This is a genomic window from Klebsiella sp. V115_8 (assembly GCF_029967715.1).
GTDB lineage: Bacteria > Pseudomonadota > Gammaproteobacteria > Enterobacterales > Enterobacteriaceae > Klebsiella > Klebsiella quasipneumoniae.
In genome coordinates, this window is the sequence record NZ_JASCAR010000050.1 from 1 (window position 1) to 13,984 (window position 13,984).

13 protein-coding genes are annotated in these 13,984 nt (G+C 58.4%); 11 read left to right on the forward strand and 2 right to left on the reverse strand.

Features of this window, described 5'->3' with window-relative positions; translation table 11 throughout:
• Positions 1–345 precede the first annotated feature (345 nt).
• Positions 346–1,485 (reverse strand): tRNA epoxyqueuosine(34) reductase QueG, encoded by a 1,140-nt coding sequence (queG, locus tag QLG03_RS24665; RefSeq protein WP_255989477.1) that lies wholly within the window; start codon positions 1,483–1,485, stop codon positions 346–348.
• A gap of 13 nt (positions 1,486–1,498) precedes the next feature.
• Between queG and nnr the strand changes: the two genes are divergently transcribed.
• The 9 genes from nnr to hflC all read left to right on the forward strand — a co-directional run bounded on the left by nnr (position 1,499) and on the right by hflC (position 11,744).
• Positions 1,499–3,010, forward strand: a complete 1,512-nt coding sequence (nnr, locus tag QLG03_RS24670; protein WP_187142940.1) for a bifunctional ADP-dependent NAD(P)H-hydrate dehydratase/NAD(P)H-hydrate epimerase — start codon at positions 1,499–1,501, stop codon at positions 3,008–3,010.
• On the forward strand, positions 3,003–3,464 hold the full coding sequence (gene tsaE / locus QLG03_RS24675; RefSeq protein ID WP_139620694.1) for a tRNA (adenosine(37)-N6)-threonylcarbamoyltransferase complex ATPase subunit type 1 TsaE: 462 nt from the start codon (positions 3,003–3,005) through the stop codon (positions 3,462–3,464). The genes nnr and tsaE overlap by 8 nt, the downstream gene beginning before the upstream one ends.
• Before the next feature lie 16 nt (positions 3,465–3,480).
• The gene (gene amiB, locus QLG03_RS24680; RefSeq protein ID WP_044525185.1) at positions 3,481–4,839 is read left to right on the forward strand and encodes an N-acetylmuramoyl-L-alanine amidase AmiB; all 1,359 of its coding nucleotides are present in this window, start codon (positions 3,481–3,483) and stop codon (positions 4,837–4,839) included.
• 10 nt (positions 4,840–4,849) lie between these two features.
• Positions 4,850–6,709, forward strand: a complete 1,860-nt coding sequence (mutL, locus tag QLG03_RS24685) for a DNA mismatch repair endonuclease MutL (RefSeq protein ID WP_147733892.1) — start codon at positions 4,850–4,852, stop codon at positions 6,707–6,709.
• The gene (gene miaA / locus QLG03_RS24690; RefSeq protein WP_004206442.1) at positions 6,702–7,652 is read left to right on the forward strand and encodes a tRNA (adenosine(37)-N6)-dimethylallyltransferase MiaA; all 951 of its coding nucleotides are present in this window, start codon (positions 6,702–6,704) and stop codon (positions 7,650–7,652) included. Before mutL ends, miaA begins: the two co-directional genes overlap by 8 nt.
• 92 nt (positions 7,653–7,744) lie before the next feature.
• Positions 7,745–8,053: an RNA chaperone Hfq gene (gene hfq / locus QLG03_RS24695; RefSeq protein ID WP_002885659.1), complete on the forward strand. Its 309-nt coding sequence runs from the start codon at positions 7,745–7,747 to the stop codon at positions 8,051–8,053.
• Positions 8,054–8,128: 75 nt separating this feature from the next.
• Positions 8,129–9,409 carry a ribosome rescue GTPase HflX gene (gene hflX, locus QLG03_RS24700; RefSeq protein WP_004146725.1) on the forward strand — a complete coding sequence of 427 codons (1,281 nt, stop codon included), beginning with the start codon at positions 8,129–8,131 and terminating at the stop codon, positions 9,407–9,409.
• A gap of 65 nt (positions 9,410–9,474) precedes the next feature.
• Positions 9,475–10,737 carry an FtsH protease activity modulator HflK gene (gene hflK, locus QLG03_RS24705; RefSeq protein WP_004206443.1) on the forward strand — a complete coding sequence of 421 codons (1,263 nt, stop codon included), beginning with the start codon at positions 9,475–9,477 and terminating at the stop codon, positions 10,735–10,737.
• A 2-nt stretch (positions 10,738–10,739) separates the two neighbouring features.
• A complete protein-coding gene (hflC, locus tag QLG03_RS24710) occupies positions 10,740–11,744 on the forward strand; it encodes a protease modulator HflC (protein ID WP_004192484.1) in 1,005 nt (334 codons plus the stop codon).
• An 83-nt stretch (positions 11,745–11,827) separates the two neighbouring features.
• Here hflC and QLG03_RS24715 read toward each other — a convergent pair whose 3' ends face one another.
• Positions 11,828–12,118 carry a hypothetical protein gene (locus QLG03_RS24715; RefSeq protein WP_023291715.1) on the reverse strand — a complete coding sequence of 97 codons (291 nt, stop codon included), beginning with the start codon at positions 12,116–12,118 and terminating at the stop codon, positions 11,828–11,830.
• 223 nt (positions 12,119–12,341) lie between these two features.
• Between QLG03_RS24715 and QLG03_RS24720 the strand changes: the two genes are divergently transcribed.
• Entirely contained in the window at positions 12,342–12,539 is a 198-nt protein-coding gene (locus tag QLG03_RS24720; RefSeq protein WP_002885664.1) for a DUF2065 domain-containing protein, read from the forward strand.
• 102 nt (positions 12,540–12,641) lie between these two features.
• The gene (locus QLG03_RS24725) at positions 12,642–13,940 is read left to right on the forward strand and encodes an adenylosuccinate synthase (RefSeq protein WP_012543110.1); all 1,299 of its coding nucleotides are present in this window, start codon (positions 12,642–12,644) and stop codon (positions 13,938–13,940) included.
• Positions 13,941–13,984: the final 44 nt, after the last annotated feature.

A 13,984-nucleotide genomic window follows, 5' to 3' on the forward strand; every position in this document is an offset into this window, starting at 1 on the left:
CGGGAATAGCTCAGTTGGTAGAGCACGACCTTGCCAAGGTCGGGGTCGCGAGTTCGAGTCTCGTTTCCCGCTCCAAATTTCCTTCCATCTCTTATTTATCCACAGTGCAATCCAGCGCCGGGGATGATTTTCGTTTGGTCTGCAGAAATACTGTGAACAGAGTTATCCACAGGTTGTCGTTTCGTCTCTGACGGCGTAAATGCTTCGCTTTGTAAATAATATCTTTATATCTAATTGAAATTTAACAATTAAATTTCATTTCGAAATGTTAATTCGATCACTTGACCTCGGTCTGCGCCTTGAAACGCAATGTGTTTTAGATTTTATTCACAGCCTGTGAATGAATCAGGCGTCGCGCGGCAGCCCTTTCTCTACCACCCTGACCAGACGTAATTTTTTCGGCAGCTGTACTTCAACGGCGTCGGCGCTCCGTTTTTTCAGCTGCTGGGCCATCGCCCACTCAATGTGTTCGTCGAGAAGCGGGTGCTCGCCCAGGCGACTCTCCAGCGCGCGAAGATGGGCTTCATCCCAGGGCGCATTACCCAGCGCGACGGCGATATTACGCAGCCAGCGCAGGTGACCAATGCGACGAATCGCCGACCCTTCGGTCACCTTCAGAAACCACACTTCGCTCCAGGCGAACAGCTCCACCAGCGGCGGGGCATGCAGCGCCTGGCGAGGACTGAAATCCTCTTCATCGGTGAGCTGTGAGAAACGGTTCCACGGGCAGATGAGCTGGCAGTCGTCGCAGCCATAGATCCGGTTGCCGATGAGCGGACGGAATTCCTCCGGGATCGCGCCTTCCAGTTCGATGGTGAGATAGGAGATGCAGCGGCGGGCGTCGACGGTATAGGGCTCGACGATGGCCCCGGTGGGGCAGATGGTCATGCAGGCGACGCAGCGTCCACACTCCTCCGCGACCGGGCTGTCGACCGGCAGGGGCAGGTCAATCAGCAGTTCGCCGAGGAAAAAGAAGGATCCGGCGTCGCGGCTTAAGATAAGTGAGTGCTTACCTGTCCATCCAAGGCCCGCTTTTTCTGCGATGGGCCGCTCCAGGATAGGCGCGGAATCGACAAAAGGTCTAAAATTGAGCGAAGCACACTGTTCCTGAATCTTCTCACCCAGTTTTTTCAGGCGATTACGTAGCAGCTTATGATAATCACGCCCAAGGGCATAACGGCTGACGTAACCCAGCGCGGGATCTTTCAGGGTGCGGGCAAAGGCGGCGTTGGCGGGCAGATAGTTCATCCGCACGCTGATGACGCGTAACGTACCGGGCAGCAGTTCGTGGGGGCGGGCGCGCATCATACCGTGACGGGCCATCCACTCCATTTCGCCGTGGTATTGTTTATCCAGCCATGCCTGCAGTTTGGGTTCACTGGCGCTAAGGTCGGTATCGGCGATACCGACCTGCTGGAACCCGAGCTCTGTGCCCCATTGTTTGATTTGTTGCGCTAACTGAACGAGATCGAGGGGCTGTGACATGATGGACCATACAATGACGAAAAACCCTGACAGTATACCATACAACATTTGGCCTGCGGAGGCGCTGCGCCTGGCCGAACGAGAGGCGGCGGACAGCCTGGGACTGACGCTGTTTGAACTGATGCAGCGCGCGGGCGAGGCGGCGTTCCAGCTGGCCAGCCGCGCTTTTCCTGACAGCGCGCACTGGCTGATCCTCTGCGGGCATGGCAACAACGGCGGCGACGGATATGTCGTCGCGCGTCTGGCCCAGGCCGCCGGGCGGCGGGTGACGCTGCTGGCGGTGGAGAGTGACAGCCCGCTACCGGAAGAGGCGCAGGCGGCGCGGGAGGCATGGCTTAACGCCGGCGGCGTGATCCATGCGGCCACAGTCCCCTGGCCAGACGATATCTCACTGATTATTGATGGCCTGCTTGGCACCGGGTTGCGCAGTGCGCCGCGCGAATCCATCGCGGCGCTCATCCACCAGGCGAACCACCATCCTGCGCCGGTGGTGGCTCTGGATATCCCTTCCGGTCTGAATGCGCAGACCGGCGCGACGCCGGGGGCGGTCATTCAGGCCGACCATACGCTGACGTTTATTGCGCTCAAGCCGGGGCTGCTGACCGGCAAGGCGCGGGATGTCGTCGGGCAGCTCCACCATCATGCGCTGGGGCTTGAGCGCTGGCTCGCCGGACAAAGTACCCCCCTGACGCGATTTTGCGCCGCCCACCTTGCCGACTGGCTGCCGCCGCGCCGGGCTACCTCCCATAAGGGCGATCACGGCAAGCTGGCGATCGTCGGCGGCGATCGCGGCACGGCAGGCGCGATTCGCATGTGCGGTGAAGCGGCTTTACGCGCCGGCGCAGGGCTGGTGCGAGTACTCACTCACCCTGAGAACGTGGCGCCCATTGTCACCGCCCGGCCGGAATTAATGGTGGATGAGCTGACGCCGCAGACCCTGAAAGCCGCGCTGGAATGGGCGGATGTGGTGGCGATTGGCCCGGGCCTGGGGCAGAACGAGTGGGGACGCAGCGCCCTGCGCATGGTGGAAAGTGTTAACAAACCGATGGTCTGGGACGCAGACGCGCTGAACCTGCTGGCATTCAATCCCGATAAACGTCACAATCGCGTGCTGACGCCGCACCCCGGCGAAGCGGCCCGTCTGCTGAACGTCAGCGTGGCAGAAATTGAAAGCGATCGCTTACTTTCTGCGCAGCGTCTGGTAAAACGGTATGGCGGCGTGGTCGTGCTGAAAGGCGCGGGCACGGTGGTGGCCAGTGAAAGCGGGGCGATGGGCATTATCGACGCCGGCAATGCCGGGATGGCCAGCGGCGGAATGGGCGATGTGCTCACTGGCATTATCGCCGCATTGTTAGGACAGCACCTGACGCCGTATGATGCTGCCTGTGCAGGGGGCGTCGCGCATGGCGATGCCGCCGACCGACTGGCCGCCCGCGAGGGCACCCGCGGCATGCTGGCGACCGATCTCTTTTCCACGCTCAGGCGTGTTGTTAACCCGGATGTGATTGACGTAGACCATGATTAACCGAGTGATTCCTTTACCCGATGAGCAGGCCACGCTGGCCCTGGGCGACCGTATTGCGCAGGCCTGTACCGGCGCCACCGTGATTTACCTGTATGGTGACTTAGGCGCGGGGAAAACCACCTTTAGCCGCGGCTTTTTACAGGCGCTCGGTCACCGCGGCAATGTCAAAAGCCCAACCTATACCCTGGTGGAGCCGTACATCCTCGACAAACTGATGGTGTATCACTTCGATCTCTACCGCCTGGCGGATCCTGAGGAGCTGGAATTTATGGGGATCCGCGATTATTTTGCCGACGATGCCATCTGCCTGGTGGAATGGCCGCAGCAAGGCGCAGGTGTCCTGCCTGACCCGGACGTTGAAATTCACCTTGATTACCAGGCACAAGGGCGTGAGGCGCGCATTACCGCGATCTCCTCACGGGGTGAGTCTTTACTGGCGCGTTTAGCCATTTAGCCTGAAGGATGACGGGATGAAGTATCGCATAACCACCTGGCTTGCCGCTGCGCTGATGCTGTCGAGTCTTCACGCCACTGCGGCGAGTTTATCCGATATCCAGGTCTCCAACGGAGACCAGCAGGCCCGTATAACTCTTAGCTTTGTCGGTGAACCGGAGTATTCCTTTACCCCGCAGGGCAAACGACTGGTGGCGCTGGATATCAAGCAGACCGGCGTATTGCAGGGACTGCCGCTGAAATTTAGCGGCAGCAACCTGGTGAAGAGTATTCGCGCCGGTACGCCGCAGGATACGCAGACGCTGCGTCTGCTGGTGGATCTGACGGAAGATGGCAAAACCCGGGCGGTGAAGCAGCAGAACGGGGCGAATTACACGGTGGTCTTTACCATCAACGCCGACGCGCCGCCGCCGCCACCGCCGCCGCCTCCTGTGGTGGTGAAACGGGCCGACCCGCCGCCGGTAATGCCTTCCCGGACGGCGACGGCGGGACGCAATCCGTTTAGCTCGTCGGGCCACGATCGGCAGACGGTGATGACCCCCTCTCAGCCGGCGATGACCAACAATCAGACCGTGACCCGTCCGGCGGCCCGCACGGTGTCGGCGCAGGATAAGGTGATTATCGCCATCGACGCCGGGCACGGCGGTCAGGATCCTGGCGCGATTGGCCCGAATGGCACCAAAGAGAAGAACGTGACTATCGCTATCGCGCGCAAGCTGCGGGCGCTGCTGAACGCCGATCCGCAGTTTAAACCAGTGCTGACCCGTGACGGGGATTACTTTATTTCGGTAATGGGGCGCTCGGATGTGGCGCGTAAGCAAAACGCCAACTTCCTCGTCTCAATCCATGCCGACGCCGCGCCAAACCGCGATGCCACCGGCGCCTCGGTATGGGTGCTCTCGAACCGTCGCGCCAACAGTGAAATGGCCGGCTGGCTGGAGCAGCATGAGAAGCAGTCTGAACTGCTCGGCGGCGCGGGCGATGTGCTGGCGAACAGCCAGGCCGATCCCTACCTGAGCCAGGCGGTGCTGGATCTGCAGTTCGGTCACTCCCAGCGTGTCGGCTACGATGTGGCGACTAACGTGCTCAGCCAGCTGCAGCGGATTGGCAATCTGCATAAGCGCCGTCCTGAGCATGCCAGCCTCGGCGTACTGCGCTCGCCGGACATTCCGTCGATCCTCGTGGAAACAGGCTTTATCAGTAACAACGGGGAAGAACGGCTGCTGGGGAGCGATGATTACCAGGAGCAGATTGCGGAGGCGATTTACAACGGTCTGCGCAACTACTTTATGCAGCATCCGCTGCAGTCTGCGCCTCGCGGCGAGGCGGCGCAGACCGCCAGCGCCGCAGCGCCAGGCGGGATGTTGATTAACTAAGGAGCAGGGGATGCCGATTCAGGTTCTGCCGCCGCAGCTCGCCAACCAGATTGCCGCCGGCGAAGTGGTGGAACGGCCCGCGTCGGTGGTGAAAGAGCTGGTTGAAAACAGCCTTGATGCGGGCGCCACGCGAATTGATATTGATATCGAACGCGGCGGCGCGAAGCTCATTCGCATTCGCGATAACGGCTGCGGCATCAAAAAAGACGAGCTGGCGCTGGCCCTGGCTCGCCACGCGACCAGCAAAATCGCCTCGCTCGACGATCTCGAAGCCATTATCAGCCTCGGCTTTCGCGGCGAAGCGCTGGCCAGTATCAGCTCGGTGGCGCGTCTGACGCTCACCTCGCGCACGGCGGAACAGCAGGAAGCCTGGCAGGCGTATGCCGAAGGCCGCGATCAGGCGGTGACGGTGAAGCCGGCGGCGCACCCGGTCGGCACCACCCTGGAAGTCCTCGATCTGTTCTACAACACCCCGGCGCGGCGCAAATTTATGCGTACCGAAAAGACTGAGTTCGGCCACATTGACGAGGTGGTCCGCCGCATTGCGCTGGCGCGCTTCGACGTCACCATCAACCTCAGCCATAACGGCAAGGTGATGCGCCAGTATCGGGCAGTCGCTCAGGATGGCCAGCGGGAGCGGCGGCTGGGAACCATCTGTGGCGCCGCCTTTCTTGAACATGCCCTGGCGATTGAGTGGCAGCATGGCGATCTGACCCTGCGCGGCTGGGTCGCCGATCCGCTGCATACCACCCCTGCGCTGGCGGAAATTCAGTATTGCTACGTTAACGGGCGGATGATGCGCGACCGGCTGATCAACCACGCTATCCGCCAGGCCTGTGAAGACAAACTGGGGGCCGATCAGCAGCCGGCGTTTGTGCTGTATCTGGAGATCGATCCCCATCAGGTGGATGTGAACGTCCACCCGGCCAAGCATGAGGTGCGTTTCCATCAGTCGCGCCTGGTGCATGACTTTATCTACCAGGGCGTACTGAGCGTGCTGCAGCAGCAACTTGACGCGCCGCTGGCGGAAAAAGACGACCCGCCGGCGCCCCGTGCGATGCCGGAGAACCGGATCGCGGCGGGCGGCAACCAGTTTGCGCGGCCGTCGGAAGCGCGTGAACCGGCAACCCGTTTCAGCATCACGCCATCGCGTGAGTCTGCGGCCTCCAGCGGCAGGCCGGGCGGCGCGAGCTGGCCGCACGCGCAGCCGGGTTACCAGAAGCAGCAAGGGGCGCTTTATCGTCAGTTGCTCGACACGCCAACGGCGCCAAAGCCCGCGTTACAGACTCCGGCCACGGCGGAACTGGCCGGTCACAGCCAGAGCTTTGGCAGAGTGCTGACGATTGTGAGCCGCGACTGCGCGCTGCTCGAGCGCGAGGGCGGCCTGGCGCTGCTGTCGTTGACCGTTGCCGAGCGCTGGCTGCGCCAGGCGCAGTTAACCCCGGGAGCAGAGGCCGTCTGTGCCCAGCCGCTGCTGATCCCCCTGCGGTTAAAAGTGACGGAAGGGGAAAAACAGGCGCTGGCCGCCGCGCAGCCGGCGCTGACGCAGCTGGGGATCGATATGCATACCGATGCTCTGCACGTGACGGTGCGCGCGGTCCCTTTACCCTTAAGACAACAAAATTTACAAATCTTGATTCCTGAACTGATAGGCTACCTGGCGCAGCAAAACGCATTCGACGTCGGCAATATCGCCCAATGGATGGCGCGTAATCTGACGAGCGAACAGACGTCATGGAATATGGCGCAGGCGATTGCGCTGCTGGCGGACGTTGAGCGTCTTTGCCCGCAGTTGGTGAGAACGCCGCCGGGTGGCCTGTTACAACCTGTAGATCTCCATTCGGCGATGAATGCCCTGAAAGATGAATGATGTAACCGAGGCGAGCCTGCCCAAGGCAATTTTTTTAATGGGCCCGACGGCCTCCGGCAAAACCGCGCTGGCGATAGCCTTACGTAAAGTTTTGCCAGTAGAGTTGATTAGTGTTGATTCCGCCCTCATTTATCGGGGAATGGATATTGGCACCGCCAAACCGGATGCCGCAGAGCTGAGCGCCGCGCCGCACCGGCTGCTGGATATTTTGGATCCTGCAGAGGCCTATTCCGCGGCGGATTTTCGCCGCGATGCGCTGGCGGCGATGGCGGAAATTGTCGCCGCCGGGCGAATTCCGCTGTTAGTCGGCGGGACGATGTTGTATTTCAAAGCGTTGCTGGAAGGATTGTCGCCCTTACCGTCCGCTGACCCAGAGGTCAGAGCGCGGATTGAGCAACAGGCCGCAGAGCAGGGGTGGAACGCGTTACATCAGCAGTTACAGGAGATCGATCCCGTAGCGGCTGCGCGTATTCATCCAAATGATCCGCAAAGGCTTTCCCGGGCACTGGAAGTTTTTTTCATTTCGGGTAAAACTTTAACGGAACTGACGCAAACGTCAGGAGACGCTCTGCCATATCAGGTGCATCAGTTCGCCATCGCCCCGGCGAGCCGTGAACTGCTCCATCAACGCATAGAACAGCGTTTTCATCAGATGTTAGCTTCAGGTTTTGAAGCAGAAGTACGGGCGCTTTTTGCCCGCGGAGATTTGCATACGGATATGCCTTCCATCCGTTGTGTCGGATACCGCCAGATGTGGTCATATCTCAATGGCGAGATCCCATATGATGAGATGGTTTATCGAGGTGTTTGCGCCACGAGACAGTTAGCCAAACGTCAGGTCACCTGGCTGCGCGGTTGGGAAGGTGTGCACTGGTTAGACAGTGAACAACCTGAACAAGCGCTCAACAAAGTATTACAGGTTGTTGGTGCGAGCCAGAACTGAACGTGTACAATTAAACGGTATCGTGCGTAATTTTTTTTGAGAATCGTAAGGTTCTGAGTACAAAACAAGCATACATATAAGGAAAAGAGAGAATGGCTAAGGGGCAATCTTTACAAGATCCGTTCCTGAACGCTTTGCGTCGGGAACGCGTTCCGGTTTCTATTTATTTGGTGAATGGTATCAAGCTGCAAGGGCAAATTGAGTCTTTCGATCAGTTCGTGATCCTGTTGAAGAACACGGTCAGCCAGATGGTCTATAAGCACGCAATTTCTACTGTTGTCCCGTCTCGCCCGGTGTCTCACCACAGCAACAATGCTGGCGGCGGTTCCAGTAACTATCACCACGGTGGTAGCGCGCAGGGCTCTTCTGCGCCACAACAAGACAGCGACGACGCCGAATAAGGCTAGTGCTGTTTTTCCACGCCGGGGAGCCAGGTTTTCTGCGTTCCCCGCTGGTATTTTATAAGGGGTTTACGCTTGTTTGACCGTTATGACGCCGGTGAGCAGGCGGTACTGGTACACATCTATTTTTCGCAAGACAAAGATATGGAAGACCTCCAGGAGTTTGAAACTCTGGCCTCTTCCGCCGGTGTCGAAGCAATGCAGGTGATTACCGGTAGCCGTAAAGCACCGCACCCGAAGTATTTTGTTGGTGAAGGTAAGGCAGTCGAAATTGCGGAAGCCGTTAAAGCGACCGGCGCTTCGGTCGTGCTCTTCGATCATGCCCTGAGTCCGGCGCAAGAACGCAACCTGGAACGCCTGTGCGAATGCCGGGTTATCGATCGTACCGGTCTTATTTTAGATATTTTCGCTCAGCGCGCGCGCACCCATGAAGGGAAACTGCAGGTCGAGCTGGCGCAGCTGCGCCATATGGCGACCCGCCTTGTCCGCGGCTGGACCCACCTTGAAAGACAAAAGGGCGGGATCGGTTTGCGTGGCCCGGGTGAAACCCAGCTCGAAACTGACCGTCGTTTATTGCGTAACCGCATCATGCAGATCCTGTCGCGGCTGGAAAAAGTCGAAAAACAGCGTGAGCAGGGGCGGCGGTCGCGCGCGAAAGCCGATATTCCAACCGTGTCGCTGGTGGGCTACACCAACGCCGGAAAATCAACGCTCTTTAACCAGATCACCGCCGCCGAGGTCTATGCCGCGAACCAGCTGTTCGCGACCCTGGACCCGACGCTGCGCCGCATTGACGTCCCTGACGTCGGCGAAACGGTGCTGGCCGATACCGTCGGCTTTATTCGCCACCTGCCGCACGATCTGGTGGCCGCGTTTAAAGCGACGTTGCAGGAGACGCGTCAGGCGACGCTGCTACTGCATGTGATTGACGCGGCGGATGTCCGCGTGCAGGAAAACATTGATGCGGTAAATACGGTTCTCGCTGAAATTGAGGCCGATGAGATCCCGGCGCTGCTGGTGATGAACAAAATCGACATGCTGGACGATTTTGAACCGCGCATCGATCGCGACGATGAAAATAAACCGATTCGGGTCTGGCTTTCCGCTCAGACCGGGGTTGGCGTACCACTGCTTTTTCAGGCGTTAACGGAGCGCCTTTCCGGTGAAGTGGCCCAGCATACGCTGCGCTTACCGCCGAAAGAAGGGCGACTGAGAAGCCGTTTCTATCAGCTTCAGGCGATAGAAAAAGAGTGGATGGAGGATGACGGCAGCGTGAGTCTGCAGGTGCGCATGCCGATCGTTGACTGGCGGCGCCTCTGTAAGCAAGAGCCAACGCTTGTTGACTATGTGGTTTGACCTTGCAGCTTGCCTGAAGATATTGACCCCTGTGGGGATATCAAAAACAAATATGGAGCATATACATGGCGTGGAATCAGCCCGGTAATAACGGACAGGACCGCGACCCGTGGGGGAGCAGCAAACCTGGCGGCAACTCTGAGGGAAATGGCAACAAAGGCGGTCGCGAGCAGGGGCCGCCGGATCTGGATGATATCTTCCGCAAGTTAAGTAAAAAACTTGGCGGGCTCGGCGGCGGCAAGGGCGGACTGGGCGGCGGCAATAGCGCGCAGGGACCTCGCGGACCGATGGGCGGGCGTATTGTCGGCATCGTTGCCGCGGCGGCAGTGATTATCTGGGCGGCCAGCGGTTTCTATACTATTAAAGAAGCCGAACGCGGCGTGGTCACCCGTTTTGGTAAGTTCAGCCATCTGGTTGAGCCGGGCCTGAACTGGAAGCCGACCTTTATCGATAACGTGCAGGCAGTAAACGTGGAGTCGGTACGTGAACTGGCGGCGTCCGGCGTCATGTTGACCTCTGACGAAAACGTGGTGCGCGTTGAGATGAACGTGCAGTACCGCGTCACCGATCCGGAGCGCTATCTGTTTAGCGTCACCAGCGCGGACGACAGCCTGCGTCAGGCCACCGACAGCGCGCTGCGCGGGGTGATCGGTAAATACACCATGGATCGCATTCTGACCGAAGGTCGTACCGTGATCCGTAGCGATACTCAGCGTGAGCTGGAAGAGACGATTCGCCCGTACAACATGGGCATCACTCTGCTGGACGTCAACTTCCAGACGGCACGTCCGCCGGAAGAGGTGAAAGCCGCGTTTGACGATGCCATTGCCGCGCGTGAGAACGAACAGCAGTACATTCGTGAAGCGGAGGCTTACACCAACGAAGTCCAGCCGCGCGCGAATGGTCAGGCGCAGCGTATCCTCGAAGAGGCACGCGCCTATAAGACCCAGACCGTCCTGGAAGCCCAGGGTGAAGTGGCTCGCTTTGCTAAGATCCTGCCGGAATACAAAGCCGCGCCGGAGATTACCCGCGAGCGTCTGTACATCGAAACGATGGAAAAAGTGCTGAGCCACACCCGTAAAGTGCTGGTTAATGACAGCAAAAACGGCAATCTGATGGTTCTGCCGCTGGACCAGATGCTGAAAGGCGCCGCTGCGCCGGCAGCAAAGAGCGATAGCAGTGACGCCAGCGATCTGCTGCGTCTGCCGCCTGCATCCAGCACTGGCAGCGCCAGCACCTCATCAACCTCGAGCTCAACCGGGGGTAGCATTATGGACCAACGCCGCGCTAACGCGCAGCGTAACGACTACCAGCGTCAGGGGGAATAACGATGCGTAAATCTGTTATCGCGATCATTGTCATCGTGCTGGTAGTGCTCTACATGTCAGTCTTTGTCGTGAAGGAGGGCGAGCGCGGTATCACGCTGCGTTTCGGTAAAGTTCTGCGCGACGACGAAAACAAGCCGCTGGTATACGCGCCAGGCCTGCACTTCAAGATCCCGTTTATCGAATCGGTGAAAATGCTGGATGCGCGTATTCAGACCATGGATAACCAGGCTGACCGTTTTGTCACCAAAGAGAAGAAAGACCTGATCGTCGACTCCTATATTAAATGGCGCATCAGCGACTTCAGCCGTTACTACCTGGCCACCGGCGGCGGCGACGTCTCCCAGGCAGAGGTGCTGCTGAAGCGTAAATTCTCGGACCGTCTGCGTTCTGAAATCGGCCGTCTGGATGTGAAAGACATCGTCACCGACTCCCGTGGCCGTCTGACGCTGGAAGTGCGTGATGCGCTGAACTCAGGGTCGGCCGGTACGGAAGACGAGGTTAGCACGCCGGCAGCTGACGACGCGATTGCCAAAGCGGCAGAGCGCGTGGAAGCTGAAACCAACGGCAAAGTGCAGGTGATCAACCCGAACAGTATGGCGGCGCTGGGTATTGAAGTCGTCGACGTGCGTATCAAGCAGATCAACCTGCCGGCGGAAGTGTCGGAAGCGATCTACAACCGTATGCGCGCGGAGCGTGAAGCGGTTGCTCGTCGCCACCGTTCACAGGGTCAGGAAGAGGCGGAAAAACTGCGCGCGACCGCGGACTATGAAGTCACCAAGACGCTGGCGGAAGCCGAGCGCCAGGGCCGTATCCTGCGTGGTGAAGGCGATGCGGAATCGGCAAAACTGTTTGCCGACGCGTTCAGCCAGGATCCGGGCTTCTATTCCTTTATTCGTAGCCTGCGCGCCTATGAGAAGAGCTTCCAGAGCAATCAGGATGTCATGGTCCTGAGCCCGGATAGCGATTTCTTCCGCTATATGCGTTCACCGGATTCGGTGCGTAAATAAGTCGAAGATGACAGTAACCTACAGTGGTTAATGCAAAAAGGCGCCTGAGACAGGCGCCTTTTTTTATGCTACGACGGCGTGAATTAGTTGCCGAGCAGCTTGTTCAGCAGGCCACCGATCACCGGCAGGCTCGCCAGCGTACTCTCGATGGTGCCGCCGATAGATGAGCCAACGCTTTCGCCCAGGGTTTTGCCCAGGTCCGGCGCCAGATCGGCCAGATTAATGGTGCCAAGCAGCGGCAGGTTGATGCTCAGGGCATCGGTGCCCATCGTCCATACGGCGGCGCCGACCTTACTACCTAAGGAGGCCAGGCCATCCTGTAACCAACCTGCGCCGCTCACATTTTCGATTTCAAATGCGGTTAATTCTCTCATGATAATCTTCCTGATTATGTAGACGTACCGGGTTGTAGTACGCGACGGCATAGTTACAGTTTAAAAAATATCCATCAATACAATTAGTTGTGAATTATGTTTCACTTTGCTGGTTCATAATGAAGCTGAAATACGGGACAATGTGAAATGAGTGAATGAATTCACTGTGCTGGCCGATGACGCCTGCGAAGGCGGCGATGATACTTTTCAATTAGGGTTGACGATGAACTCCACCATTTGGCTGGCGCTGGCGCTGGTTTTAGTACTCGAAGGGCTTGGCCCGCTACTTTATCCGCGCGCCTGGCGCAAGATGGTCGCCAGCCTGAGCCAGCTCCCGGATAATTTATTGCGGCGCTTTGGCGGCGGACTTGTGGTTGCCGGGATTGTGATCTACTACATGTTGAGGAAATCGATTGGCTGATCAAAAAGTGGTCGGATTTGCCTTATTTTGGATGCAAAAAGTGCTGTAACTCTGAAAAAGCGATGGTAGAATCCATTTTTAAGCAAACGGTGATTTTGAAAAATGGGTAACAACGTCGTCGTACTGGGCACCCAATGGGGTGACGAAGGTAAAGGGAAGATCGTCGATCTCCTGACAGAACGGGCTAAATATGTTGTGCGCTACCAGGGTGGTCACAACGCCGGCCATACTCTCGTAATCAACGGTGAAAAAACCGTTCTCCATCTTATTCCATCAGGCATTCTGCGTGAAAACGTCACCAGCATCATCGGTAACGGCGTCGTGCTGTCTCCGGCTGCGCTGATGAAAGAGATGAAGGGCCTGGAAGACCGTGGTATCCCGGTTCGCGAGCGTCTGCTGCTCTCTGAAGCCTGCCCGCTTATCCTTGACTATCACGTGGCGCTGGACGTGGCGCGTGAAAAAGCGCGCGGCGCGAAGGCGATCGGCACCACCGGTCGCGGCATCGGCCCGGCTTACGAAGATAAAGTCGCTCGTCGCGGTCTGCGCGTTGGCGATCTGTTCGATAAAGCAACCTTCGCCGATAAACTGAAAGAAGTGATGGAATATCACAACTTCCAGCTGGTGAACTTCTACAAAGCAGAAGCCGTTGACTACCAGAAAGTGCTGGACGATGTGATGGCGATTGCCGACATCCTGACCGGCATGGTGGTGGACGTTTCCGACCTGCTGGATCAGGCGCGTAAACGTGGCGACTTCGTGATGTTCGAAGGCGCGCAGGGCACGCTGCTGGATATCGACCATGGTACTTATCCGTACGTAACCTCTTCCAACACCACCGCCGGTGGCGTGGCGACCGGCTCCGGCCTGGGCCCGCGTTATGTGGATTACGTTCTGGGTATCATCAAAGCTTACTCGACTCGCGTAGGCGCGGGTCCGTTCCCGACCGAGCTGTTTGATGAAACCGGCGAGTTCCTCTGCAAGCAGGGTAACGAATTCGGCGCCACCACCGGTCGTCGTCGTCGTACCGGCTGGCTGGACGCCGTCGCGGTTCGTCGCGCGGTGCAGATTAACTCCCTGTCCGGCTTCTGCCTGACTAAACTGGACGTCCTCGACGGCCTGAAAGAAGTGAAAATCTGCGTTGGCTACCGTATGCCGGATGGCCGCGAAGTGACCACCACTCCGCTGGCAGCCGACAACTGGGAAGGTATCGAGCCTATCTACGAAACCATGCCGGGCTGGTCTGAAACCACCTTCGGCGTGAAAGAGCGCAGCGGCCTGCCGCAGGCAGCGCTGAACTACATCCAGCGTATTGAAGAGCTGACCGGCGTTCCGGTTGATATCATCTCTACCGGTCCAGACCGTACCGAGACCATGATTCTGCGCGACCCGTTCGACGCATAATCACTCGCAAGGGGCGCCGTTCGGGCGCCCTTGTTTTTGCTGTT